The sequence below is a fragment of the Pseudomonas sp. NBRC 111131 genome (assembly GCF_001320525.1).
Classification (GTDB): domain Bacteria; phylum Pseudomonadota; class Gammaproteobacteria; order Pseudomonadales; family Pseudomonadaceae; genus Aquipseudomonas; species Aquipseudomonas ceruminis.
In genome coordinates, this window is record NZ_BCBH01000019.1 from 28,282 (window position 1) to 49,937 (window position 21,656).

The window sequence follows — 21,656 nt, forward strand, 5'->3', positions numbered from 1 at the left end:
GCCGGCCACCCTCAGTTCTCGCCGACGACCTGGCGCACTTCGGCCATGACCTTGTTCCACTCGTCGACCGCATCAAACATCGCGCCGACCGCTGCCAGGGCGTGCTGTTGCTTGGTGTACGTGCGGTTCATGTGCTCGGGCACGATCACCACGGTATCCGGGTTGCCGTAGTCCATGAAACCAACGGTAACGCTGCCATCCTCCATATCGAACATCCGCACAACATCGAGCAGGCGGTTATAGCCTTTCGACTCCCACACCAGCAGATAACGCACCGCGTCTTCCTTGCTCACAACCTTGAAATCGTAATCACTGGACATGTTCGGTACTCCGTTTGGTAGAAGGTTTGCGCCCATTGGTGCGCTTGTGCAGGTAACGCAGCACGCCCAGGGTCATGCGTGCATCGGCCAGGGAACGGTGGGCGCCATCCTCCAGCACGCCGCATGCACGGGCGGCCTCGATCAGCTTGATCCAGCGCCATTGCCAACACCCATAGCGGCCTTCAACCCATTCCCCATGCCATTCGGCGTACAGCAGCATGGCGCAGGACGTGGCCAGCGTTGGAGCGACAAGCCCGTGGCGCTGGTGGGTTTGCGATAGCAGGCGCACGTCAAAGGAGGCGTTGTAGGCAACAACCGTCCGCCCCGAGACGATAGAGGCGTATTGCTCTGCGATCTCCGGCCAGGCCGGCGCGGTGGCCACCATGGCATTGGTAATGCGGTGAATCCCTGTGGCCTCCGCTGGAATTGGCTGAGTCGGGCGCACCAGCGTATTGAGTAGTGGGGTGCCGCTCGCGTCGAGGATCGTGATTTCGCACACCTCGTCATCATCACCCACACCCGTTGTTTCAGTGTCCAGCAGCAGGCAATCCCCCCCGATCAGTGCTTGGGCGCGGGCGGCCACGGCTTTGCGCCGAAGCTGCGCCGCGCTTGGCTCCCACTTCCAGGGCACGCAATCGGCGGGGTCGTAGACATCGTAGGCACCTCGGCCTTGCCAGACACTGCCGGCAGGCCGGGTGCTATACCCCGGCATTAGTCGGTGGCGTGCCTTGAGATCACGGCAGCAAAGCCAGCCGTTGGCCTCCGCTTCCGCTGGGGTGAGGTGAATACGCGCCCTGGCCATGCCTGTGACCTCCTGTCAGTTGTCGCCATTGATGATTGTGTGACGGGCCTGGGACACGTCCAGCGTGCCAGCGCGGCCATCTGCAAAGCGGACAGCCAGGGTCGGTGCCGGTATGCCGGAGGCGGCATGCGCGGCGGCGCGCAAGTCTTCCTCGCTGCGATGGGCCAGCAGCTCGAAAAGCACATGGGCGTCATTGGCGGCGTCCACGCTATCCCGTGCCAAGGCTTCGTTGAGGCTCTGCTTGAGCCAGTGTGAGGTGGTGGGGTCGGCCAGCGTGGCGGCGATGCTGTCGGCAAACTGCGCGGTACCGGACGACTCGCGGTTGCTGCTCACGGCCTGGGCGGCCTCACGGTCGATAGCGCGCAACTGATCGCGGGCTGTCTGGCTAAGTCCGCTGTGGAACTCGGCAAGCTGGGCCAGGCCGGTGAGCTGCCACCATGCCGAGGTAAAACCGTCGCTACGTTCGGGGCCATGGGGCAGGGTAAGCGCACCTTTCAACTGAGTGAGGTGCAGTTGGGCGCAATCAAGGATGGCTTGTTCCAGTTCGGTCATGGCGTATCAACTCTTGGTAGTGGCGGGTTGGGTCCAGTCCTCGAGGACTAGGCCAGGCACGCGAGCAAATTCGCGGGTGTTGTTCGTGACCAGCACACACCCAGCGGCCAGGGCATGGCCGGCTATCGCTGCATCGTTGTTGCCGATGGGCGTGCCCAGGCGGGCGAGGGTGGTGCGGATCTGCGTAGTTTGATCTACGGCGGCGGCGTCCCAGGACAGGATAGCGTCCAGGCGCTCCACGAAGGCGTTGACCATCGCAGCCACCTTGGGCGATGCCTTGGGGTTGGCGGCCCCGAAGCGCATTTCGGAGTAAGTGATGGCCGAAACGACAATCCGGTGCTGATTGGTGACGGCCTGTTCCAGCTTGGCCAGTACCGCGTCGGGGCGTTCGCGCATGATGAATGAACAGATGTTCGTATCGAGCATGTACGTCTTTTTGCTCATGTGAAATCACCCAGGAAACGGCCTTCCTCGATCACATCCTGTCGCTGGGTCAGAAAGTCAGGATCTGCGGCCGCCACGTCGCGCAACGATGCCCAGGAGGGGCGCACAGGGCGCAGGATCAGCGTTTCGCCGTCGCGGATAATCTCCAGCTCGGAAACGCCCTGGTACTCCATATCCCGAGGGATGCGGATCGCCTGGTTTCGGCAGTTCATGAAAATGGAAACGGTACGCATGGGAACCTCCTACAAGTTGAAACACGTTGAGGCGGTGATGGTGCTGCCGCGCTCGATGCCCAGGTTTGCAAGCTGGCCGCGGGGCACCTCGATAATGCCGAGGGCAGGCCGCAATGATGAATGCTTGGCGGTTGTGTGTGGCTCCAGCTCCTGCACGCTCTGGATAACCCCGTCTGCTCCGATCCAAGCCGCCTCTAATGGGGCAGGGGTGTTCTTCATCCACACAAACCGCACTGCCGGCGTAGTCCAGAGAAACAGCATGCCGCGCCCTGGATCTGCTCGACCGGCGAGGCCCCGCGCCTGGGTGGCTTCGGTGGTTGCCATGGGTAGGTCAAGGATCGCGCCGTTTTGGAACGACAACCTACAGTCGGCGGCCTGAACCTGGGCGGTGAGCGTGGCCCCCAAGAGCAACGCAGGTACGCAACGGTTGAGCATCGGAGCCTCCCTCAATCTCTGAGAGAATCCTAACATATGTCGAACATATGTCAAAGGAGCAATTGAGCATGCCGGGGTGCGTCGATATACTGTTCGCATGCGCTCCTTCGCAGAGCACTAGAGGCCCGTTTGCATTGCCGTGCAGCGGGCTTCGCCATTTCTGCCCCTTGTAATACTCCTCCCCAAATATCCCCAAATCGTCGCAGAGCCTGGTGCGCGTGGCTGACTAGCGAGGCTTGCCCGAGTCTGTCCGGTGCGAGCGGCTGGCCGCTGCCGGCAGGCAAAAAAAAGCCCGCATTGCGGGCTTGGGGTAGTGCTGCCGATCAACTGGTTAAGTCGATGATGGATCGGCTCAGGTTGATGGCGAACAAGAGCAGGGTTAAAAACCAGTACAGGGCCAGGCGCTTTTCCTTGGCAGCGGTGTAACCCTCGCTGAATCGGTTCTGACGCTCCGGCGAGGCGTACGGAGCGCCCTGGAAACCTTTAGGGGCGACTACGAAAAGGGCGAACAGCAGCCAATCGAAACCCGTCTCTTGCATGGGACTGTGATAAGCCGGCCATGCGGAAAAGCCAATCCAAATTGCCCAGGCCCAGGCATACAGGGCTTTGCGTTGCGTAGTTTGCACAGTGCTATCCATGTGATTGATCTCCCTTGCGCTTGTGAGTTACTTGCCCTTCTTAGCCAGGCCAAGCTGTTTTTCCAGAGCCTCTACCTGACCTTCGGCGCGTGCTGCGCGGTCCAGGGCTTGGCGTTCGCTCTTGCGTGCCTCGATAGCTTCGGAGTCCTTTTCGTTGGCCCTGGTAACAGCCCGGTGGATCTCCTGCGCGCTGTGGTCCTTCTGGTGCTTCAACTCCAGCTCGGCACGTTCTTCCAGGGCGTGATAGTTGGCCTGTAGCTCGCGGTACAGCGCTGCGGTTTCCTCCAAGCCGGCGATCTTGGCGCGCAGGTCGTGCAGTTCTGCATCCATGCTATCAGCTAGGGCAATCGCTTCCTCGGCCTGCTCGCGGATCTGCGCGGCATTCTCTTCGATCACTCGGCGCTTTCCGTCCAGGGCCTGGTCAGCAGCAACACGGGCCAGGTTCCAGATATCGGCGCCGAAGTTCTCCAGCAACTGGGCCAGGGCAGGCGGTGGCGGGTCGATGAGTGGCTGGGCCTCTTGCTGCTTGCGGTTCTTCCACTCGCTCATGGCCTCCTGAATGGTCGTAAAGCTGCCGACGCCACCCAGGCGCTTGCGCACGTTGGCCAGGGTGGGCTTAGTGCCGTCAGCGTCCAGCTCGTCGGCGGCCTTCCAGATCATTTCCTTGGTGAGTGCCATGGGGCGTGCTCCTTTGTATGTTGTAGCGTGTAGTATCATACAACATACTACAAAATACAATACAGCCTAACGCGGCCAGTTGGCCTTGTTGGCTCCGCTCCAGCGCGGCGGACAAGCCACCGCACCAGAGCGCAGCAGCAGATGGGGAAGGGGGTCGGGCTGGCCAGGTGCGCCGGTTCGGTATGCGCCGTGCCGGCGTGGAACGCTACTCGTGAGTTATCCACAAGCCAAGCCAAAACAAGGCCGTTAAAGGTTTAAGTTAAAGGGTTAATACGCGCGCGCGTTGTTAGCGTTTCGCGAGGCCTTGATTTACCTGGGCTGCCGGGTGGTTCTGGTCCCCGAAGTGACGAAATCGGCGGTCCCTGGAGTGACGAACCGGCTAGGGCGCGAAATTGGGCGCGGTCCCTGGAGTGACGAATGCGCAGAAAAAGCCCCCGAAGGGGCTGCGGTACAGCTCAAGCACGTATGAATCAATAGAGAAAAACCCTTACACATCAGTGGATTGACCCCCGCCGGTCCCTGGAGTGACGAATTGCCATGACTCATGCAGCGGGAGCGGCCTTGGCTTTGCGTGGCTTCTTGATACCGCTCCGGGTGGCTTTGAGCAAGGCCGCTTTGCCGGCGTCGGACTTGTTGAAGAACAGCACCGCGTCTTCGTCGGGCAGGTAGGTCATGTAGTAGTCGAGCAAGCTGCCGGCCTCGGCCAGCTCCTTGACCTTGGCGCGAAACTTCTTTTCGGCCTGGGCGCTTCCGACCTTCTTTTGCAGCAGAGCCAAGCCGATCTTCCATTGGCCCTGGTCGCCGCAATGCTTTCGGCAAAGCTCATAGATGCGTTTGGCGATGGCGCTGCGCAGCCCGAAATAGTCGCCCGGAATGGTCAACACATCCATGGCTTTCGCGGCGTTAAATGTGGTGTCGGATACCTTGATCCGAATGGCGCACATGCGGTTCTTGGCGCCCCTGGTGATGATCTCCACGTCATCGAGCAGGCCCACCCAGCGCCGGCTGCCGTCACGGTCTTTCGTCGATTCAAAGGTGGCCCGCATGCGAGTACCGGTGAGCCTGTCGAACGCCTTGCTAAGCAGCTCATAGCCGCGCTCGCTGGTACTGCTGCGCGTGAAGCTCAACAGCTCATGGGCGGTTGTCTCGATAGTCGGTGATACGGCTATGCCGGCGTTGATCGCCGCCACCAGCTTCGACACGCAAAACAGCACGATATCTTTGTCATGCTGGGTCGCCCGACCGGCAACGCTGGGAATGATCTCGATCTTGTTCCCGTTGTGCTCGTAGGTGATCTGCCTGGTATCTCCGTCTTCCACGGCGTAGATAGGGTGCTCCATCGTAGGCCGCTCGTCCTTGGGGATCGCCGGCAGGCCGGTCGCGATCCAGAAATCGAGCTGCGTTTCGAGCACCACAACTTGCTTGCGTCCCGCTGAGGCCTTCACCGCTTCGCGCCCTGGTGCCGTGTCCTTCGGTTTCTTGGCCTCTTCGCGTTTCAGTCGCTCCGCCGCCTGCTGGTAGGTTTCGCCTGGTCGTGCTTCGGCCTCGATGCGCTTGCGCCACTTGTCGATGTTGATTGCGTCCTGCCCGACCAAGGGGCTTTTGGCCGCTGGGCGACGTTTCGGCAGTGGCGAGGTGGCCACGTCGGGATCGATATCAAACAACTCATTAGACGGCATGCTGGGCCTCCTTGCTCAGATACTTGTAGATGGTGGTTCTGCTGACCTTGAACCTGGCGGCCACGTCGCTGACGGTCGTCAAGGGATCGGCCAGCAGGATCTTGATATCGCGGATCTCCTTCGCCCCAAGCGTCGGTTTGCGGCCTCCTTTGCGGCCACGGGCGCGGGCGGCATCCAGGCCGGCCATGGTCCGCTCGCGGTTGAGCTCGCGTTCGTATTCCGCCAGTGTGGCGAAGACGTTCAACTGCATCCGCCCGCCTGCCGTGCTGGTGTCGATGTGTTCGGTGAGCGATTCAAAGCGAACCTGCATGGCTTCCAGTTGGGCCATGAGTTGGAGCAAGTGGGAGAGACTGCGACCGAAGCGCGAAAGCTGCCATACGACAACGGTGTCCCCTGGGCGGAGTGCTTTTAGCATCTGCTCCAGCTCGGGGCGGTTGGCCCTGGCGCCGCTGATCTGTTCCTCATAGATCCGCGTGCAACCAGCGGCGACAAGCGCGTCTCGCTGTAGGTCCAGGTTCTGATCCTGTTTGCTGGTTCGGGCGTACCCAATGCGCAGGCCGCCGCTCAGTATGTCCAGGGTCGAACTGTCTTTGCTGTTACGCATCAGCGCCTCCCAGCTCAATAGTTATTGAAAAAACGGAGGGTTGAACCTGCCACGACAAGCGCCATGGAGACAGAAAGCAGGAGGGGAGAGACGGCTGGAGATCCCAGCACAGAAGCACATGCCGCGCCGATCACGGCTGATCCCATGATGATGCCTGCTAGGCCAAAGTCGTGAGAGCTGAGGACCGACAGCAGTAAGACAACAATGCCCACGGCTAAAACGGCCAGGCTGTATTGGTCGCTTAGGCCATATTTACCAGCAAGGATTACCCCAATAACGCCGCCCCCCAGCTCCACCAGAGCTAGGCCGACTGAACGCCAAATTCGGCTGGTATCGCGTGATAGCTTTTCTGCCATATCAACTACTCCGTGTTGTTTGAGTGGGGTTCTGATTCCGAACACCTAATGTTCACATAGAAAAGTTTACGGGAAAGTTTACAGATATGCCCCAAAAAAAACGCCCTTGGGCGCTTTTTTTGAAGTGTGCAGTAAACGACCGTTTTCTGCACACTAGATGCAACCCTTTAGGACTTGTCCTTATCTGGCAGGTTGGTGTCCAAAATCGAAACGTCCTCGGCGAGCAAAAATCGGGTATCAGACGATGACTGGTCGATGACGGCCCGTGCGGAATCAACCTTGCGGGTATCAGTAGGCAGCACGTTGTTTTGCAGGGCGCGATGCTCTGCGATGACGGTGCAGTGATCCAGGGAGACAGCTCCCGAAACATCCTCCACCATGATGACCGCTTGGCAGCACATGACGAATGCTCGACCGCAGGTTTTGGTCTGGATCGTCTCGCCCGAACCAAGCAACTCTTCATAGTTCACGGTCACGCCTTCCTTGTGCTGGGCGTTCCAGTCGTAACACTGGATCTTGGCTGCGTCCTCCTGCTCGCGCAGGGTCATATTTGGGCGCATCGGTTTCGGCATAACGGCAGTCCTATGTAGGTGGGTTCTGTGTAGAGATCGCTTGGCGTAGCGCTGACTCGGCAGCGCTATCGTCCATGTCCATGTAGTAAGCATCCGCCACCAGCTCGTCGATCTCGCGGGCGCTCACATTAGCATCGAGCGCGGCGCGTAGCAGGCCGGCGTCGAGTCGGTCGTACTTGTAGGCCATGGCCAGCGCCGGGTTGTCCTGGGCGTTGTTGGCCATGAAGAAGCCGTAGGAAAACCCTTCCGGGGTTGCGCTGCGGGCGTTCTTGGTAGCGAGGCGGTTGCCGCCGAATTTGCGGTGCATCTTCGAGCCGTCCGAGGCCTCGACCGGGGCAATGGGCAGGTTTGCATTGAAGCGGCCCCAAAGCAGGGTTTTCTTCGTGTACGGGTCGCCCAGGTGGTGCGGATCGAAGGCCAGGCGCCACGGCGGAAGACCGCCCAGCTTCTCGATCCGGCCTACCGGGTTCTCGATGGCCCATACGGCAGGCCGGAAATATTCAATGGTGCGCAATGTCTGGTGAACGAGCTGCACGGCGGCAACCGTGCGCCCGTCTGCGTCTTTGGCTGCGAAGTGTCGGGCGCCACTGGTGGCGAATTCTGTGCACGGGCACGCGGCGAGAATGGCGTAGATATCCAGGCCGTCGAAGTCGCCAAACCAGTCACCGAAGAAGCCGGCGCCGAACTCGTTTACGTCGCCGGTAACGGGGTTGTCCTGTATGTGGGGTTCGGGGAGCAATGGAACAGTAAACGCACTTAAGCCCAGTACCTGCCCGCAAACCAGCGCTCTGTCTGGGGAGTACGATAAAACCACCGTTTTATGAAACCGCTTTAACGAACATCAGGAAGGACCGTAAACATCCGAAAAGCGGTTCGATAAACTCGTTTCGACAATCAGAGTTCTCCAATCAACAGTCACATACGAGTAAAGCGAACTCTAATTCGTGCTTACGTTGGTTTTCGGTTCCATTGCTCCCCAAACCCCACTTTGCGGATGTGTTTGATGACCCGGATCTGCATCGGCACGATATCCAGCTGCTCGCTGGTTTCTTCGCCGATAGCATGTTTGCGGCAACCACAGGCACAGGTCAGTTCATGTTCGGGCAGTTCGTGGATGACTTCGATGCGCGGCAGATCAGCTGACAATGGCTTGCGTTTGTCACAACGTGGGGTCGGAGCAACCACTTCTTCGTCAGCGTCGCCGATTGAAGGCATCGGCTCGCTTTCGGGCTCGTTGAATAACGCGAGTTGTGGGGTGTTGGGTTCAACGGTCTGCTCGGATTTACGCCCGAATAAACGGTCGCGCAGCAACTTGATCTGCTCTTTTAGATCGACGATATGAGTCTGGTAAGCCTCAGCCGTTACCTGCTGACGGCTGAGTGCCTCAAGCAACATTTGCTTGAGCAGAATAGGGTCATCAGGGAGGTCTTCGGGCATCAAATTCATGCCAGGATTATACCTCCTGAATTCATAGAATAAGCGCAACGCTTGAAACGAGAGGCAGAGAGCCAGCCACCGGTAGAATCCAGGCTCTCACACCGAAGGATTCAAGCGCAGATGACTACGCATTACCGGCAGCTGACTCAGGGACAACGTTACCAGATTGAGGCTGGCTTGAGCGCCGCAGAGAGCCAGGCGAGCATTGCAAAGCGGGTCGGCGTGCATCCCTCGACGATCAGTCGCGAGGTTCGCCGCAACAGCACCCAGAATATCTACAAGGCTGTTTCTGCGGCCCATGAAAGTGATGCTCGTCGAGCGGGTGCGCGCAAGTTTTGCAAGCCGGCGACATGGCTCAGCCATCATCTCCCGGTGTGGCTCAAGCATGGCATGAGTCCGGAGCAGATCGCCCAGCGGTTGAAGCAGGAGCAGCCAAGCCGGGCGGTCAGCCATGAGTGGATTTATCGGTTCATTGCCGCCGAACAGCGCGCCGGTGGTGAGCTTTATACCTATCTGCGACATCGCCGAAAGCGCTACCGGAAACGCTATGGAAGCCACGATCGGCGCGGGCAGCTGCGTAATCGCGTGTCAATCAGTGAACGCCCAGCCGAGGTCGAAAGCCGCGAGCGCCTGGGGGACTGGGAGGGCGATACGGTACATGGACTGGGCGGTAACCTGGTGACCCTGGTTGATCGCAAAAGCGGCTATCTGAGCGCCTATCCGGTCAAGCGCAGAACGCGCCGGCAGGTAACGCGGGCGATCAATCTGATGCTTCAGGGCCATGCCGCTCACACGCTGACGCTGGATAACGGAAGGGAGTTTGCCGGGCATGAACGCATCGCGCTACGGAGCCAGTGCCAGGTCTTTTTTGCAGACCCCTATTCATCCTGGCAACGTGGCACCAATGAAAACACCAACGGTCTGCTCCGCCAGTATTTCCCCAAGGGCAGCGACTTCAGCAAGCTGACCGTCGAAGCCGTCAATCGGACAGTAGCGAGGATCAATCTACGCCCGCGCAAGCGCTTGGGCTGGAAGACGCCGTACGAAGTGCATACAGGGGTGAGCGTTGCACTTATGTGTTGAATTCAGGCAGGCTATGGCGTTGCGAGCATTTTATTGGTAATTTCGTCGGCGCTGACCACCAAGGATTAATAATAATGAAAAAAGTGCTTCTCAAGAACACCATCGGTTTCGCTGTGGCCGTGGCATCCACTCAACTCTTCGCCGCTGGATTCGCTCTTAACGAACAAAGCATCAGCGTGATGGGCACTGGTTTTGCCGGCCGCTCTTCTTCTGCCGATGACGCCAGCACTGTATTTGGTAACCCAGCCGGTATGGCACGCCTTAAGCGGGAACAAGTGACCGTAGGCGCGGCTGCCATTCTCGCCAAGTCAGATATCAGCAGAGACGGCAGCAATTCCCCAGGCGGCAGCTTCGATGGCGACATGGTTCCCACCGTTGGCGTACCGATGGGCTATTACGTCAAGCCAATTGATGATCAATGGGCGGTCGGATTTGGTATTTACGCACCGTTCGGCCTGGCCACCGATTATGAAAACGGATTTGCCGGCCGTTACTTCGGTAGCTACAGCAAAGTTTCGGTTGTGACTCTGCAGCCGACCGTCAGCTACGCCTTCAATGACAAGATTTCGATCGGTTTCGGTCCGACCATCAACCGTATTGACGGCACATTGAAGTCTGATGTCCGCAGCAACTTTGCTGGTACGAACGACGGCGAAGTGAAAATCAGCGGGGACGACACTGCCGTTGGCTACAACATCGGCGTCATGATCCAGGCCACTGACAGCACGCGTCTAGGTCTAACCTACCACTCGATGGTTGATTACAAGCTCGACGGCAAAACAAGGATCACTGGTGCTCCGTTCAGCGTTTTCAGTGGCACCAAGTTTGATGCCTCACTGAAAATCAAGACCCCTGAGTCCGTGGATTTCTCGGTTACCCACGAGCTGACCGACGACGTGACCCTTTACGTCGGCAGCACCTGGACCCGCTGGAGCCGCCTGGAGGACATCACAGTCAACAATAGTGGCGTACCTGCGCAGTTGGGCGGCAGCTCTGGCGCAATTGGCACTATCAGTGAGCCACAGAACTGGCACGACACTTGGGCCCACGCCATCGGTGCTAGCTACAAGGTCAACAAAGAATGGACTCTGCGTACCGGCCTCTCGGTCGACCAGTCGCCTACCAACAACGAAGATCGTTCGCCACGGATCCCGACCGGCGACCGCACCGTGTTCAGCCTTGGTGCTGGCTGGAGCCCAACCGAAGACATCACTGTCGACATGGCATACTCCTACCTGATGGAGGAAGACGTTAAAGTCAGCAGCTCGAAGCCTCTTGCCCCAGGTGTAAACACCACCTACAACGCCAAGTATGAAAACAGCGCACACGGCCTCGGCCTCGGCCTGACCTATCGCTTCTAAGCGTTAGTTGGTCTAACAAAAGCCCCAGCCATGTGCTGGGGCTTTTTTTAATCCTTTGGCTTAGGCTTGAAACGAATTGGCTTCTGAACCAGGGACTAGCGGAAATTGAGTCAATTGTCCGGTCTCACCTGGTTGTGCGCTTGGCAATGCTTCCATCTTCCCGCTGGTTAAGCCCCGACTGAGCGAGAGGAAAAGGGCAGTTGGGGCGCCATTTCTTGGTCCTCGGCAAATAGGTATTCCCAGGGAGCGACGACATTGACCGACCGATCCTTTTGTAAATGCGCCGCCGAGCAAGGCCGCGACCTCTGAGTCTTTAATTTTGCCCAGTAACGCAATGCGTTCGGCCGTCCAGACCTTATGGTGCCGCTTGATCCCCAACTTCTTTCGAAGTATTGAAAGTGTGGTTGATGAGTAGCCAAACCTGGCCACCAAATCACGATCGGCTACCTTCCCAAGCAAGGACAACATTTCTTCGGGGTACTTAGGCACATTTACACTCGAAATGCCCCGGGCTTTGCGCTCTTTCTTCAGGTAGTGCAGGGTGAAACCGAACTCAGTGGATAGGTCCTGATCAGATCGCACCCCCAGCTGACTGACCAGCTCCTGCGGCAATTTTACTATCTCGCGTTTTTTTGCGTTGGGCGTTTGAGTTGGTGTGGTTGCAGGCTTAACCGTGGAGGCTATGCCCATTTTTTTTCGAAGTGCACAGACGGTTGCGATATGGTACCCAAACTGCTCACCGACCTCCCGGTCAGTAACCTTCCCCAGCAGCTGAACCATTTCTTCCGGGTATACACCACGTTTGAACTGGTCGATACCCAAGGCAAGCCGCTTCTGCTTCAAGAAGTAAGCCGAAATACCACATTCAACCGAAAGATCGCGATCCGAGCGCTTGCCGAGTTGCAGGATCACAGCTTCGGGGATCTCATTCAGTTTGTGGCTATTTGACTTGCGTTGGGCTCGTTCGCTCATAAATCGTTTCTTATTAGTCAATTCTTTCGGAAAAGCGTCGCGATTCAACACTCGTTTCAGACGGTGGTTCTTCTTGCCGGTGGCATCGACTAGGAACAGCAACTGCATGCCCCGTTCGGCCATGGCGCGAAACTGTTCTGGGGGCACCTGGTCGAGGTTGGTCGAAGAAATCATGCCGCTGATTGTGCCAGAGCAGACTCTCAGCGGCGACTAACAGATTGGCCCCAAGGCCATGGCCTAAAACATCGTGATTGAGCTACCAGCACCGATTCTTTTCCAAGGCTACCCACCCCAGCACGAGAGCTTGAAGTTGCTCGGCATCCAATCGGCTTCAGAGCCGTGTCGTGCGGGAATTGGCAAACAGATGAGCACAGTACCTACTCGCCGCACCTAACATTACAACAGCCCGCGCCATTACGGTTTCAGTGCCAATGCGCATGCCCACCTAGAATGGCTGAAAATGGTGCCCACCTATACGGCGCCGAACCCGACGCGGCGCGCAATCTTCGAGTTCGACAAGCTCATCCGCAGTATCTACACACTGCGCTACCTGCGCGACCCGCAACTGGAGCGTAATGTTCACCGCTCGCAGAACCGCATTGAGTCCTATCACCAGCTACGCTCGACCATCGCCCAAGTCGGTGGGAAGAAGGAATTGACCGGCCGCACCGACATCGAAATCGAGATCAGCAACCAGTGCGCCAGGCTGATCGGCAACGCGATCATCTTCTACAACTCGGCGATCCTGTCCCTGCTGCTGACGAAGTACGAGGCAGCTGGCAATGCCAAGGCGCTGGCGTTGATCACGCAGATGTCGCCAGCGGCCTGGCGGCACATCCTGCTGAACGGGCATTACACCTTCCAGACTGACGGCAAGTTCATCGACCTGGATGCGCTCGTGGCGGGACTGGAGCTGGGCTGACGGAAATTTCTGGGATTCCGGCGTACAACCCCAACTTAGAATCCATTGCGTGAGCCTCCCCACTGATCGTTTGCTTTTTTGGCCCCAGCCTGATCACCAACGCATTGCGCCACGAAATTCCCTCGAGCAGCGGCAGTGCGTGAAGGGCTGAAGTGCCCGTGCTTGAATCTCACGATGCTGAAATAGCGCTTGAGATATTTGTTGCAATCACCATCGCGGGACATGCCAAGCAGACAAAGGGTTGCGCCACATGCGTCCTCATTACTGTTGTCCCCATCCGAGAAGTCTGTAGGGGGCTGCGCGCCTGCTTGGGCAGCACCTGCGAATGCCAAGGTCGCCATAAAAGCTAAAAAGTGTTTGCGCATTGGGATCTCCTTTTCTCGCATGCGAGAAATCAGTTGATTATCTGTACGAATGAAGGGGCAGATTGTTGTTGCTGTACGGGCATTGCCGCTGGCTCTGCATTGGCAGTCCGCGCGTCGAAGGCTGTGAACTGCCGTTTTTCCTCGGGCGCATCGCCGGTATCCAACTGGACCTGAATCTGCGGCTTTTGCTGTGCTTGAGGCTGGGCCTGTGCTACCGCCTGACCATTTGCATCCGTGAAGGTCAACCACGGGCCTGCAGGTTGCTCAGCGGCTCCCTGAGCGCGCTTACGAGCTTTCGATGGGGATTTGGTGCTAGCGACTACAGGAATGGCTTGCGCGGCTTCCTGAATGTCGAACGCGGGCACAATCGGATCTTCTGCCGTTGGATTACTTGCACGGTCGACAACCTTTTCGACGTAGGACATTTCCCCAGGATGGTCTGGTTTGAAACCGCGCAGTTCGTTGCCGCTGTAATACATCGACGTTGCTTTCAACAACGCTTCTTGCTTCGTGCTGCTGGTCTTGAGGGCCTGACTGTAATACTCGATCAGCAAATTGCTGATCGCCTGCAGGTTGCGGCATGGCTCGAAAACATCTTGATAGCTCAGGCCCCGGGCTCGCATGTTCGTAACCAACAATTGCCCCAAGCCCATCGCGTAACGATGACCATCCCGCTCCAGTTGCTCAGCCGTCGCAACGGCTTCGCTCAGGGACTGGGGTTGACGCTCTAGACGAGTACCAACTACGCCAATGGCATAGGGGTTGAACGAAGATTCATTGCCTATCAGCGCTTTGAGAGTTGACGCATGAACGTTCGGCGCGCACTTAGCTGCCAGTTCGGAAAAGCGCTTGGGCTGTGATTCTTCGGCGGCAACGTGGCCGACAAGGCAGGCCGATGCGAGGATGGCCAGCGCGAATTTAGGCAGCTTTTGCATATTGCACCTCCGTGATGTAACGACGGCCATCAAAGCCATATTCCCACTGGATCATTACGTCGATCAGCTGACGGGCGAATTCCACAAGTTGGTTTTTGCTCATGTCGGAACCGCCACGCGATGCCATCGACGCAAGCCGGTCAAACATCAGGTCGGGGCTATCCGCGTGGATAGTGCTGAATGAACCGCTATGACCGGTGTTCAGCAATTCAAGATAGGGGTAAGCCTCAGCACCGCGAAGCTCGCCCATGATTGCGCGGTCAGGCGTAAGACGGAGAATCGATTCAAGGTGATCAAACGGCGTGACTCGCGCTTTGCCTTGGCCACCTCGGGAATAGATCAAATGAACCACGTTCTCGCTTTTGAGACGGATCTCGCGGGTATCTTCGATTGTGACGATCCGCTCATTAGGGTCTACATGCTGCAACAGCATGTTGAGGAAGGTGCTTTTGCCCGCGTTTGTCCCTGCCGAAATCATGATGTTTTTGTGGGCCTTGACGCACCCAATGAAAAATTCCGACCAGCGCTTGGCGCGGTACAACTCGACCAGGTGATCATCGCTGTACTGATCTGGCGTGCGTGCCTCGTTGATCTGGTCGGGGAGCCCGCAGAATACGGAGTTTTTTGTACGCTAAGCCCCGCGTGATGGCTGTAAGCCGCAACGGGCATGGACTGCGTCCAGTTGAAGTACACCCCAACCGGGCGTAAGGCCGACCATTCAGGCCGCGTCAGAGTAGGATGGCTTTCTGAATTTCCTGACGTTCCAGCGTCCACCTCTACGACCTCAACCTGACAGACAGAGCGCTTAGCGTACGAAAATTTCCGTTTTCTCTATTCGCCCCAAGATGAGCGAGCCGCCCTGATTCCAATCGGTGGACGGCGTGTAACCCCCTGGAACACGGATAGGATTCAGGCGGAAACCGGTGATTACGGAGTGCTTGCCTTCAACCTCAACCAGTTTCTCACCATTGGCCTTAGCCACAGCCCAATCCAAGGCTGCCCCAGCCAATTCGGCAGCTTTTGCTTCCACAGTAGTGGTCATGGCCTCGTTTTCCTAGACGTTCAGTGCTTGGATCAAACCCAACTCATTGAGCGCTTCATGCTTGCAAGAATTGGTTCAAGAGCTATGCAATCCTGTTTATTTGAGGCTGAAACAACCAAATGCCGAGCATTACAATGCTGGCACTCACCGAACTGGACGCCATGACGCACAGGAACAACAAGCTCTTCATTTTTCGAGGGGTCTGGCGTAATCCAGGTACCACATTCTGCGCAGGGAAATTTAGGCAAAATCACGCTTTCCATGCGCGTTTCATTGATGATCGCATGCAGTCTGCTAGTCATCTTTCGACTGTCTTGAGCCTCTGCTATTCGTTGCTCCCGAGAACCACGGTTTTTTGCCTGTCCCATAAACAATGCTTCCTCATGCTCTATGGACGCGCCAAAAGCGCGCCTCTGTTACGGTATCAGTCCAACGCATGTCTGGATTTTCTGCGCTGGCCGATCTGGCGCTTCTACTAACCGAGCCCCGCCACTGGCCGAGGCGTTGGTTGTACTCGATATTTCCTATTCGTCTCGTTCTCGGGTTTCGTTGTAGTGCGTCCGCTCAGTGCGAGGGTCTTTGGCGTACAACCAGAAAAACATCACCCAGGTCAGGCTCGAAACAACAATCGCGCTCCAGCCGTTTCCGACCCCGAACAGCAGCCAGCCGACCAGGCAGGCAATGACGTACAGCAAAGTCACTACCAGAGAACGTCTGAACACCCAAGCGAAGTAGTCAACGTTCATCGCAGCCTCCGCCAGCGTTATCGTTAATGGCCATCCTGAATTCCTAGATTACTGTGATCAGTTCGCAGGGCGCCGTTGTCTTGCGATAACGGACACAATCAAAACACACACTGCCACCCCGAGAATGCCAAACGGTGTTGGTACGCCCAACACATGGCTTTGTGCGATGGAATCAACCAGCGACAGCCAAGGCCGGTCGTTTGGCATCATGCTCGGAACGAGAAAGACACCGAGCGAAGCAATCCACACCGCAAGTAGCAGAAGCACAGGCTGGAAGACCGTGCAGACCGCTTCCGCTATCTTGGCGAGCACTACGCCAAATAGGATGTACGGGAGCAGGAGCAAAAAAATCAACAACTGAAGAATCGCTATCATCGGTACTACCTCATGTGGTGGTGGATGCCAAAGCTTCGGCACCCTTTCACTGGCTTAGCCCCGACTGGCGGGGCTGGGGGTGTCGCGGCGATTTCCTCGAACAGTTACTGTTGATCAGCCATGACAGAGCAAAAGTAGATGAACCACGTCAGCCCAACAGTCACCACAAAGAACAACAGCCATAATTTCCAGGCCCCCTCAGTTTCCCGACATGCAGAAGCACACCATCCGAGTAATACCGCGAGAACTGCCGTAAAAAATATTGCCCCGCCTAGACTCATTTCATTCCCTGCTCGATCCTGGGCACGCTTGCCGTGCCCCTCTACTGCCGCTGCCCAGCAGGGGCTGGGCTTGGGCGGTACCGTGATTTCCTACAAGAAAACGGTGTCAGTGACGGTCTTGCCGCCATCGGCGCCGATGGTGGTCATGCGCATACGTGCCCCCTCGCCGCCGCGCAGCTCGAAGCCCTCGGGTGGCTCGATCAGGAACCCGGCTGTGCGTGTGGTTGGGTCGCCAATGCCGTAGACCGGGTTTTCGCCTTCAGCGCTCGGTTTCACACTGCCAAAGCAAGGCAGCACTGCTTCAATTTCTTCCGGGGTCAGTGGCAGGTACATGTTGTTGGAATGCTGGACCAGCTCGCCGTTGCAGTGACGCAGCAGGTAGATATCGGACCCGAAAATGCCCTGACGACGGCGGATCTGGACCACGTAGCCGATCTGGTTCACCAGCGGCACCGGGCCTGGCCCAGTCCGCACATACTGACCGAACACCGGCAGTTGATCCTGGGCACCGGCAAACATGGTCGTGGCACGCTTCTCCCACGATGCGGATTGCAGCACCTGGGGGAAGACTTCTTGATAGTCTGGTTTTTCGCGGTCCATCGGCATTCCTTGATTTCGCGGGCGCGAAACTCGCACCCTGGTACTGCAAAAGGCCCAATCAAGGGCCGTGCTGTGCAGCGGGATTTTCCTTGGTCAGATTTCGGTGCTACCAACCCAGTGGGCGCCAAGGTAGCCATCGGCGCCGTCACGGGTAATCGCTTCATGCTGCGTGGCAACTTCCAGCAGCTGCTCATGCGTCCAACCGGATACCGGCGCTGTCACCGTTGCCAGCACGTTGCCGGCGAGCGAGCGGATTTCGAAAGCCTGGTGCTTCACCGTGGCAAGCAATTCCGGCTCTCCTGGGCGCTGATCTGTAACGAGACTCAACATGGCGTTTTCCCTGCTACTTCGAATGGTTGAGCTTCATGGCCATAGCATCGGTTAGAGCCTGAAGCCTCTCAAACCCGCAAGAGTCACCCTTCGGATCGAAAAAGCTTACTGGTTCACCCTCGGGGCGCTCTTTGAGGTCATCCGAAGCGGGGTTCCTGGGCAAGTAGTTGGCACCGAGAACTGGGACTTTCTGTGCTGGGCTGGTCATTTATCTTCTCCTACTCGATCCTTGGCACGCTTACCGTGCCCCTCTACTGCCGCTGCCCAGATCGATGGCTGGGCTTGGGCGTACCTGGGCGACGTTTTCCCTTAACTGGCGGCCTGCGTATCGTCGGCCAACTCAATGTCAAAAATTGCCTTGGCTGGTTTATCCCAAGCCAGCGAGAAGGCTTCGATGATCTTCTGCCGGAACGCCTCAAGTGTTGCTTGGCGATCCTCAGGAGCCAGGGCATCGAGGTCGATCAAGAAATCACCCGCCGCATGGATTTCTGCGCCCTCGCCATCGAGGCCGACTGAACGGTCCCCTTCAGTCCAAACGTGTACGGACGCTACCTTGCCACCCAAAATACCCATTCCCTATCTCCATGAATTGAGCCGCAAAACGCGCCTCCTGGTACTGCATTTATGCCGACCAAATTATGTAAACAAATCTTGTTAGACCGCGAAAATAAGGCCCTTGGAGAGTCAAGGTTTCTAAAAAGTGGAAATTAATACCCGAGATTCGACGAGGTGTTTACAAAACTCAGAAATCGCCCCAGCCCCCTCATATGCCATCGGGTGAATCGTGGCGGGAATCCGGGGTGAATCAGTGAACAGCATTACACCAAGAACGGGATTTTTATGAGGACCATCACGAATATCACGAATCGGCGACTAAAAATGTTTACTTATGATTGTGAATGATTATTATTAGCGCGCATCCACCCTGAAGGATATGCGTCAGTGATACGAACCTCTCCGGTGTTTTCCCGGTTACAAGCAGGGAACAACGTCTACGGCTTGCTCAATTCTCTACCTTCACCGATGCTCTGCGAAATGCTCGCGTTTGCGGGCTACGACTTCGTGATTCTCGATCTTGAGCACTTACTGCGCTCCGAAGAAGACATCATGCATTGTGTCCGCGCGTGTGAGGCCGCTGGCATTTCGCCTTGGCTGCGCATACCTCAAGTGGACGAAAAACTGATCGGTCGGGCACTGGATGCCGGCATCGAAGCCATTGTCCTTTCACGCACCGAAAGTGCTGCGCAAGTTCAGCGCGCCATCGAAGCGGCGTTCTTTCCCCCCTTGGGGAAACGCGGAATAACCGGCGGACGCATTACCGGTTTCGGTCGCCTGCCATTACCCGAATACATCGATCTGGCCAATCGTCAGACCCCTATTATTCCCATGATCGAAAGCCGCGCCGGGGTCGACGCTCTCGGCGAGATTCTGCAACTGCCGGGGGTCGGCATGATCATGGAAGGCGCTCTGGATCTGTCGCTCGATCTCGATCTGGGCCCCGACCCGCTCAATCCTCAAGTCTGGCAAACGCTGCAAAACATGGCCGATGCCTGCCTCAGCGCCGCAATACCTTTCTGCGCAAATCCCCGCACGGCCGAACAGAACACGCTGTGGCGCGCTCGCGGGATCCGAAGTTTTCTGGCCGGTGAAGACCGAGGCTTGCTGCATAACGCATTGAAAGCCCGCCTGCATTCTCTCCAACAGTAAAAATAAGCCAACGTAGTCCACATGAAAACAACAACAAACTCCCTACATTTTTCACTCAGTCTTATCACTTTGGGCATCTGTCACGGTGCCGTGGCCGCCGATCAACCCGTCGATTTGTCCACCAGACCTGCCAGTAACATGGAACTGGCACCCATGATGATTCAGGGTGACGTTCTCGGGACGGCCAGCGATCAGGAGGTGCGTACCTATGCCGGCAGTCGCAGCGTTGTCGACTCCAGCGAACTGAAAAAAGCCAGCGTCCGCGGTGTGGACGACGCGCTGCAACGGGTACCGGGCATCAAGATCTTTGACGAAACCGGCACCGGCGCCTTGCCACAGATATCGGTACGCGGGCTGTACGAGAGTCGTAGCGGCCGGATTCAAGCGTTGTCGGATGGCATTCCACTAGCACTGGCGCCGTACGGCCAGACGGGTCTGTCGCTGTTTCCAGTGACCATGGCCACTGTAGACCGTATTGATGTCGTGCGTGGGGGCGCAGCGGTGCAATACGGTCCGAACAACGTTGGCGGGGTGATCAACTTCATCAGCAAGCCGATTCCGCGCGAGTGGGAAACCACTCTGCAGGAGAAGTTGACGTTCAATGCTGGCGGGCGCCAGTTGTGGGACAACTATGTGGGCACCGGCGGCTACCTGACCGACAACTTCGGCCTGCAACTGGACCTCAATACCCTGGGTGGCGAATACGGGCGCGAGCACTCCGAGACCGATGTGCAGAACTACCGTCTGCGCGGCCAGTGGAACATCGACGACGATCGCGATCTGAGCTTCGGTATCCAGCACTACAAGGCCGATATGGACCTGGCCGGAGCACTCAGCGTGCAGGATTACAAGGATGATCCACGGCAATCGACGCGTCCGCTGGACCGCTTCGAGGGCGACACCAATCGCGTGTGGGGCACCTACACCCAGCGCCTGGGCGCCATGGGGCCGTTCGACTCAGTAGAATACAGCTGGACCAACTTCGCCCACGACAGCTACCGCAACTTCGTAGTCGGCCTGCCGTTCACTCCGGACGGTACGGCGGTGACCAAACAGGACGGCCCACGCGACTTTAAAGTCTGGGGCACGGAGCCGCGCATCAGTGCCACCATCGATGGCGACACGGTTGGCCAGACCTGGTTGCTGGGCGCCCGTTATGTCAGCGAAGACATCGACTACAAGGTCAACCGCCAGCGCGTCGCTACCGGCGTGACGACGCCGTTCCGGGACTGGAAGTTCGATGACGACGCCCGCGCGTTCTACCTCAGCAACGCCATCAGTCTGCTCGATCATCGCCTGACCATCACCCCCGGCGTGCGCTACGAAAACGCCCGCATGGATTACGCAGACGGCATCACCGGGTTCTCGCGCGAGAACAAATCCGAAGAATGGCTGCCGGGCCTGACGGTGGGTTACCAGGCGACCGACGCCTGGTTTGTCTACGCCAACGCCCAGAAGTCCCTGCGTCCACCGCAAGTCACGCAGATCGTCAAGGAAGGCGATGTCGGCGCCGAACTGGCGTGGAACTACGACACCGGCGTGCGCTATACGCCATGGGACGGCATGCGCGTCGACTTCAACTTGTACCGCATCGATTTCGACGACCAAATCAGCTACAACGCCACGACTGACCGCTTCAATAACCTTGGCAGCACACGTCACCAAGGTTTCGAGAGCGAGATTTTCTGGACGCCGCAAGCTCTACCTGATCTGGACCTGCACGCCAGCTATGCGTACCTCGATGCCAAGCAACGCAACGGCACATTCAAGGGCAACGAAGTGCCGTACTCCTCGCGCAATCAGTTCACGGTTGACGGTCGTTACCGTTTTGCCGAGCACTGGACCTACAACCTTGACGGCCTGTATGTCAGCAGCGCTTACACCGATGCCGCCAACTCCAGCGATGAAGATGCCACAGCCAGTGTGGGCAAACTGCCAGCTTACTGGGTCTGGAACACCGCCATTGAGCGTGAGTTCGAGCTGGCAGACAAAAGCGTCCTGACCGCGTCCGCGGGCATCAGCAACCTGTTCAACCGCGAATACTACTTCCGCGGTATCGACACCAGCCCGTGGGGTCGTCAACCCGCGCCAGAGCGCTCGCTCACCCTAGGCGTCAACTACCGCTTCTAAACCGCGCACTTGCGCACTTGTAAACCAGTGCCCGATCCTCCGGGACGGGCAACTGCT

28 protein-coding genes and 2 pseudogenes are annotated in these 21,656 nt (G+C 57.6%); 5 read left to right on the forward strand and 25 right to left on the reverse strand.

Features of this window, described 5'->3' with window-relative positions:
* Positions 1-11 precede the first annotated feature (11 nt).
* The 14 genes and pseudogenes from APH34_RS17545 to APH34_RS17610 form a co-directional block, all read right to left on the reverse strand.
* A complete protein-coding gene (locus tag APH34_RS17545) occupies positions 12-320 on the reverse strand; it encodes a hypothetical protein (protein ID WP_054882062.1) in 309 nt (102 codons plus the stop codon).
* Positions 310-1,122 (reverse strand): 3'-5' exonuclease, encoded by an 813-nt coding sequence (locus tag APH34_RS17550; RefSeq protein ID WP_054902280.1) that lies wholly within the window; start codon positions 1,120-1,122, stop codon positions 310-312. The genes APH34_RS17545 and APH34_RS17550 overlap by 11 nt, the downstream gene beginning before the upstream one ends.
* A 15-nt stretch (positions 1,123-1,137) precedes the next feature.
* Positions 1,138-1,674 carry a hypothetical protein gene (locus tag APH34_RS29265; RefSeq protein WP_054902281.1) on the reverse strand — a complete coding sequence of 179 codons (537 nt, stop codon included), beginning with the start codon at positions 1,672-1,674 and terminating at the stop codon, positions 1,138-1,140.
* Between the two features lie 6 nt (positions 1,675-1,680).
* A complete protein-coding gene (locus APH34_RS17560) occupies positions 1,681-2,118 on the reverse strand; it encodes a type II toxin-antitoxin system VapC family toxin (protein ID WP_054902282.1) in 438 nt (145 codons plus the stop codon).
* Entirely contained in the window at positions 2,115-2,351 is a 237-nt protein-coding gene (gene vapB / locus APH34_RS17565) for a type II toxin-antitoxin system VapB family antitoxin (RefSeq protein ID WP_054902283.1), read from the reverse strand. Before vapB ends, APH34_RS17560 begins: the two co-directional genes overlap by 4 nt.
* A 9-nt stretch (positions 2,352-2,360) precedes the next feature.
* The gene (locus tag APH34_RS17570) at positions 2,361-2,786 is read right to left on the reverse strand and encodes a DUF192 domain-containing protein (protein ID WP_054902284.1); all 426 of its coding nucleotides are present in this window, start codon (positions 2,784-2,786) and stop codon (positions 2,361-2,363) included.
* A gap of 323 nt (positions 2,787-3,109) precedes the next feature.
* A complete protein-coding gene (locus tag APH34_RS17575) occupies positions 3,110-3,424 on the reverse strand; it encodes a hypothetical protein (protein ID WP_177337034.1) in 315 nt (104 codons plus the stop codon).
* A 27-nt stretch (positions 3,425-3,451) separates the two neighbouring features.
* Positions 3,452-4,102 carry a DNA-binding protein gene (locus APH34_RS17580; RefSeq protein WP_015272395.1) on the reverse strand — a complete coding sequence of 217 codons (651 nt, stop codon included), beginning with the start codon at positions 4,100-4,102 and terminating at the stop codon, positions 3,452-3,454.
* 542 nt (positions 4,103-4,644) lie between these two features.
* Positions 4,645-5,781 (reverse strand): replication initiator protein A, encoded by a 1,137-nt coding sequence (locus tag APH34_RS17585; protein WP_054902285.1) that lies wholly within the window; start codon positions 5,779-5,781, stop codon positions 4,645-4,647.
* Positions 5,771-6,385, reverse strand: coding sequence for a recombinase family protein (locus APH34_RS17590; protein ID WP_054902286.1), 615 nt, complete (start codon positions 6,383-6,385; stop codon positions 5,771-5,773). Before APH34_RS17590 ends, APH34_RS17585 begins: the two co-directional genes overlap by 11 nt.
* A gap of 14 nt (positions 6,386-6,399) precedes the next feature.
* Complete coding sequence (locus APH34_RS17595; protein ID WP_054902287.1) at positions 6,400-6,741, reverse strand: hypothetical protein; 342 nt, start codon at positions 6,739-6,741, stop codon at positions 6,400-6,402.
* Positions 6,742-6,908: 167 nt separating this feature from the next.
* Positions 6,909-7,313: a hypothetical protein gene (locus APH34_RS29960; RefSeq protein ID WP_223271153.1), complete on the reverse strand. Its 405-nt coding sequence runs from the start codon at positions 7,311-7,313 to the stop codon at positions 6,909-6,911.
* Between the two features lie 10 nt (positions 7,314-7,323).
* Entirely contained in the window at positions 7,324-8,052 is a 729-nt protein-coding gene (locus APH34_RS17605) for a DNA cytosine methyltransferase (RefSeq protein WP_232860100.1), read from the reverse strand.
* 245 nt (positions 8,053-8,297) lie between these two features.
* A pseudogene (locus APH34_RS17610) lies at positions 8,298-8,759 on the reverse strand (IS66 family transposase zinc-finger binding domain-containing protein); the annotation flags it as partial.
* 111 nt (positions 8,760-8,870) lie between these two features.
* On the opposite strand from APH34_RS17610, the gene APH34_RS17615 reads away from it, so the two are divergent.
* On the forward strand, positions 8,871-9,833 hold the full coding sequence (locus APH34_RS17615) for an IS30-like element ISPpu17 family transposase (RefSeq protein WP_004577240.1): 963 nt from the start codon (positions 8,871-8,873) through the stop codon (positions 9,831-9,833).
* Positions 9,834-9,907: 74 nt separating this feature from the next.
* The gene (locus tag APH34_RS17620) at positions 9,908-11,194 is read left to right on the forward strand and encodes an OmpP1/FadL family transporter (protein WP_054902288.1); all 1,287 of its coding nucleotides are present in this window, start codon (positions 9,908-9,910) and stop codon (positions 11,192-11,194) included.
* A gap of 60 nt (positions 11,195-11,254) precedes the next feature.
* Here the strand turns inward: APH34_RS17620 and APH34_RS17625 are convergent, their stop codons facing one another.
* Entirely contained in the window at positions 11,255-12,340 is a 1,086-nt protein-coding gene (locus APH34_RS17625; protein ID WP_020302085.1) for a hypothetical protein, read from the reverse strand.
* Positions 12,341-12,632: 292 nt separating this feature from the next.
* Between APH34_RS17625 and APH34_RS17630 the strand changes: the two are divergent.
* A pseudogene (locus APH34_RS17630) lies at positions 12,633-13,088 on the forward strand (Tn3 family transposase); the annotation flags it as partial.
* Between the two features lie 35 nt (positions 13,089-13,123).
* Here the strand turns inward: APH34_RS17630 and APH34_RS17635 are convergent.
* The 10 genes from APH34_RS17635 to APH34_RS17680 all read right to left on the reverse strand — a co-directional run bounded on the left by APH34_RS17635 (position 13,124) and on the right by APH34_RS17680 (position 18,335).
* Positions 13,124-13,453: a TrbM/KikA/MpfK family conjugal transfer protein gene (locus APH34_RS17635; RefSeq protein ID WP_054902290.1), complete on the reverse strand. Its 330-nt coding sequence runs from the start codon at positions 13,451-13,453 to the stop codon at positions 13,124-13,126.
* Positions 13,454-13,482: 29 nt separating this feature from the next.
* Positions 13,483-14,388 carry a lytic transglycosylase domain-containing protein gene (locus APH34_RS17640; protein WP_054902291.1) on the reverse strand — a complete coding sequence of 302 codons (906 nt, stop codon included), beginning with the start codon at positions 14,386-14,388 and terminating at the stop codon, positions 13,483-13,485.
* Positions 14,372-14,929, reverse strand: a complete 558-nt coding sequence (locus APH34_RS17645) for a CpaF/VirB11 family protein (protein ID WP_232860025.1) — start codon at positions 14,927-14,929, stop codon at positions 14,372-14,374. Before APH34_RS17645 ends, APH34_RS17640 begins: the two co-directional genes overlap by 17 nt.
* A 264-nt stretch (positions 14,930-15,193) precedes the next feature.
* On the reverse strand, positions 15,194-15,430 hold the full coding sequence (locus APH34_RS17650; RefSeq protein WP_054902292.1) for a phage protein NinX family protein: 237 nt from the start codon (positions 15,428-15,430) through the stop codon (positions 15,194-15,196).
* A 32-nt stretch (positions 15,431-15,462) separates the two neighbouring features.
* Positions 15,463-15,798 carry a hypothetical protein gene (locus APH34_RS29270; protein ID WP_128637215.1) on the reverse strand — a complete coding sequence of 112 codons (336 nt, stop codon included), beginning with the start codon at positions 15,796-15,798 and terminating at the stop codon, positions 15,463-15,465.
* 156 nt (positions 15,799-15,954) lie between these two features.
* Positions 15,955-16,176 (reverse strand): hypothetical protein, encoded by a 222-nt coding sequence (locus tag APH34_RS17655; protein WP_023383640.1) that lies wholly within the window; start codon positions 16,174-16,176, stop codon positions 15,955-15,957.
* A 57-nt stretch (positions 16,177-16,233) separates the two neighbouring features.
* The gene (locus APH34_RS17660; protein ID WP_023662032.1) at positions 16,234-16,551 is read right to left on the reverse strand and encodes a hypothetical protein; all 318 of its coding nucleotides are present in this window, start codon (positions 16,549-16,551) and stop codon (positions 16,234-16,236) included.
* Between the two features lie 371 nt (positions 16,552-16,922).
* Positions 16,923-17,432, reverse strand: coding sequence for a hypothetical protein (locus APH34_RS17665; protein WP_039614360.1), 510 nt, complete (start codon positions 17,430-17,432; stop codon positions 16,923-16,925).
* A gap of 93 nt (positions 17,433-17,525) precedes the next feature.
* A complete protein-coding gene (locus APH34_RS17670) occupies positions 17,526-17,762 on the reverse strand; it encodes a hypothetical protein (RefSeq protein ID WP_039614361.1) in 237 nt (78 codons plus the stop codon).
* 309 nt (positions 17,763-18,071) lie between these two features.
* Entirely contained in the window at positions 18,072-18,335 is a 264-nt protein-coding gene (locus tag APH34_RS17680; protein ID WP_172688331.1) for a hypothetical protein, read from the reverse strand.
* Between the two features lie 369 nt (positions 18,336-18,704).
* Here APH34_RS17680 and APH34_RS17685 point away from each other — a divergent pair, with 369 nt between their 5' ends.
* Both APH34_RS17685 and APH34_RS17690 read left to right on the forward strand, forming a co-directional pair.
* Positions 18,705-19,469: an HpcH/HpaI aldolase/citrate lyase family protein gene (locus APH34_RS17685; protein ID WP_032861804.1), complete on the forward strand. Its 765-nt coding sequence runs from the start codon at positions 18,705-18,707 to the stop codon at positions 19,467-19,469.
* A 21-nt stretch (positions 19,470-19,490) separates the two neighbouring features.
* The gene (locus APH34_RS17690) at positions 19,491-21,599 is read left to right on the forward strand and encodes a TonB-dependent siderophore receptor (protein ID WP_032861803.1); all 2,109 of its coding nucleotides are present in this window, start codon (positions 19,491-19,493) and stop codon (positions 21,597-21,599) included.
* Positions 21,600-21,656 lie beyond the last annotated feature (57 nt).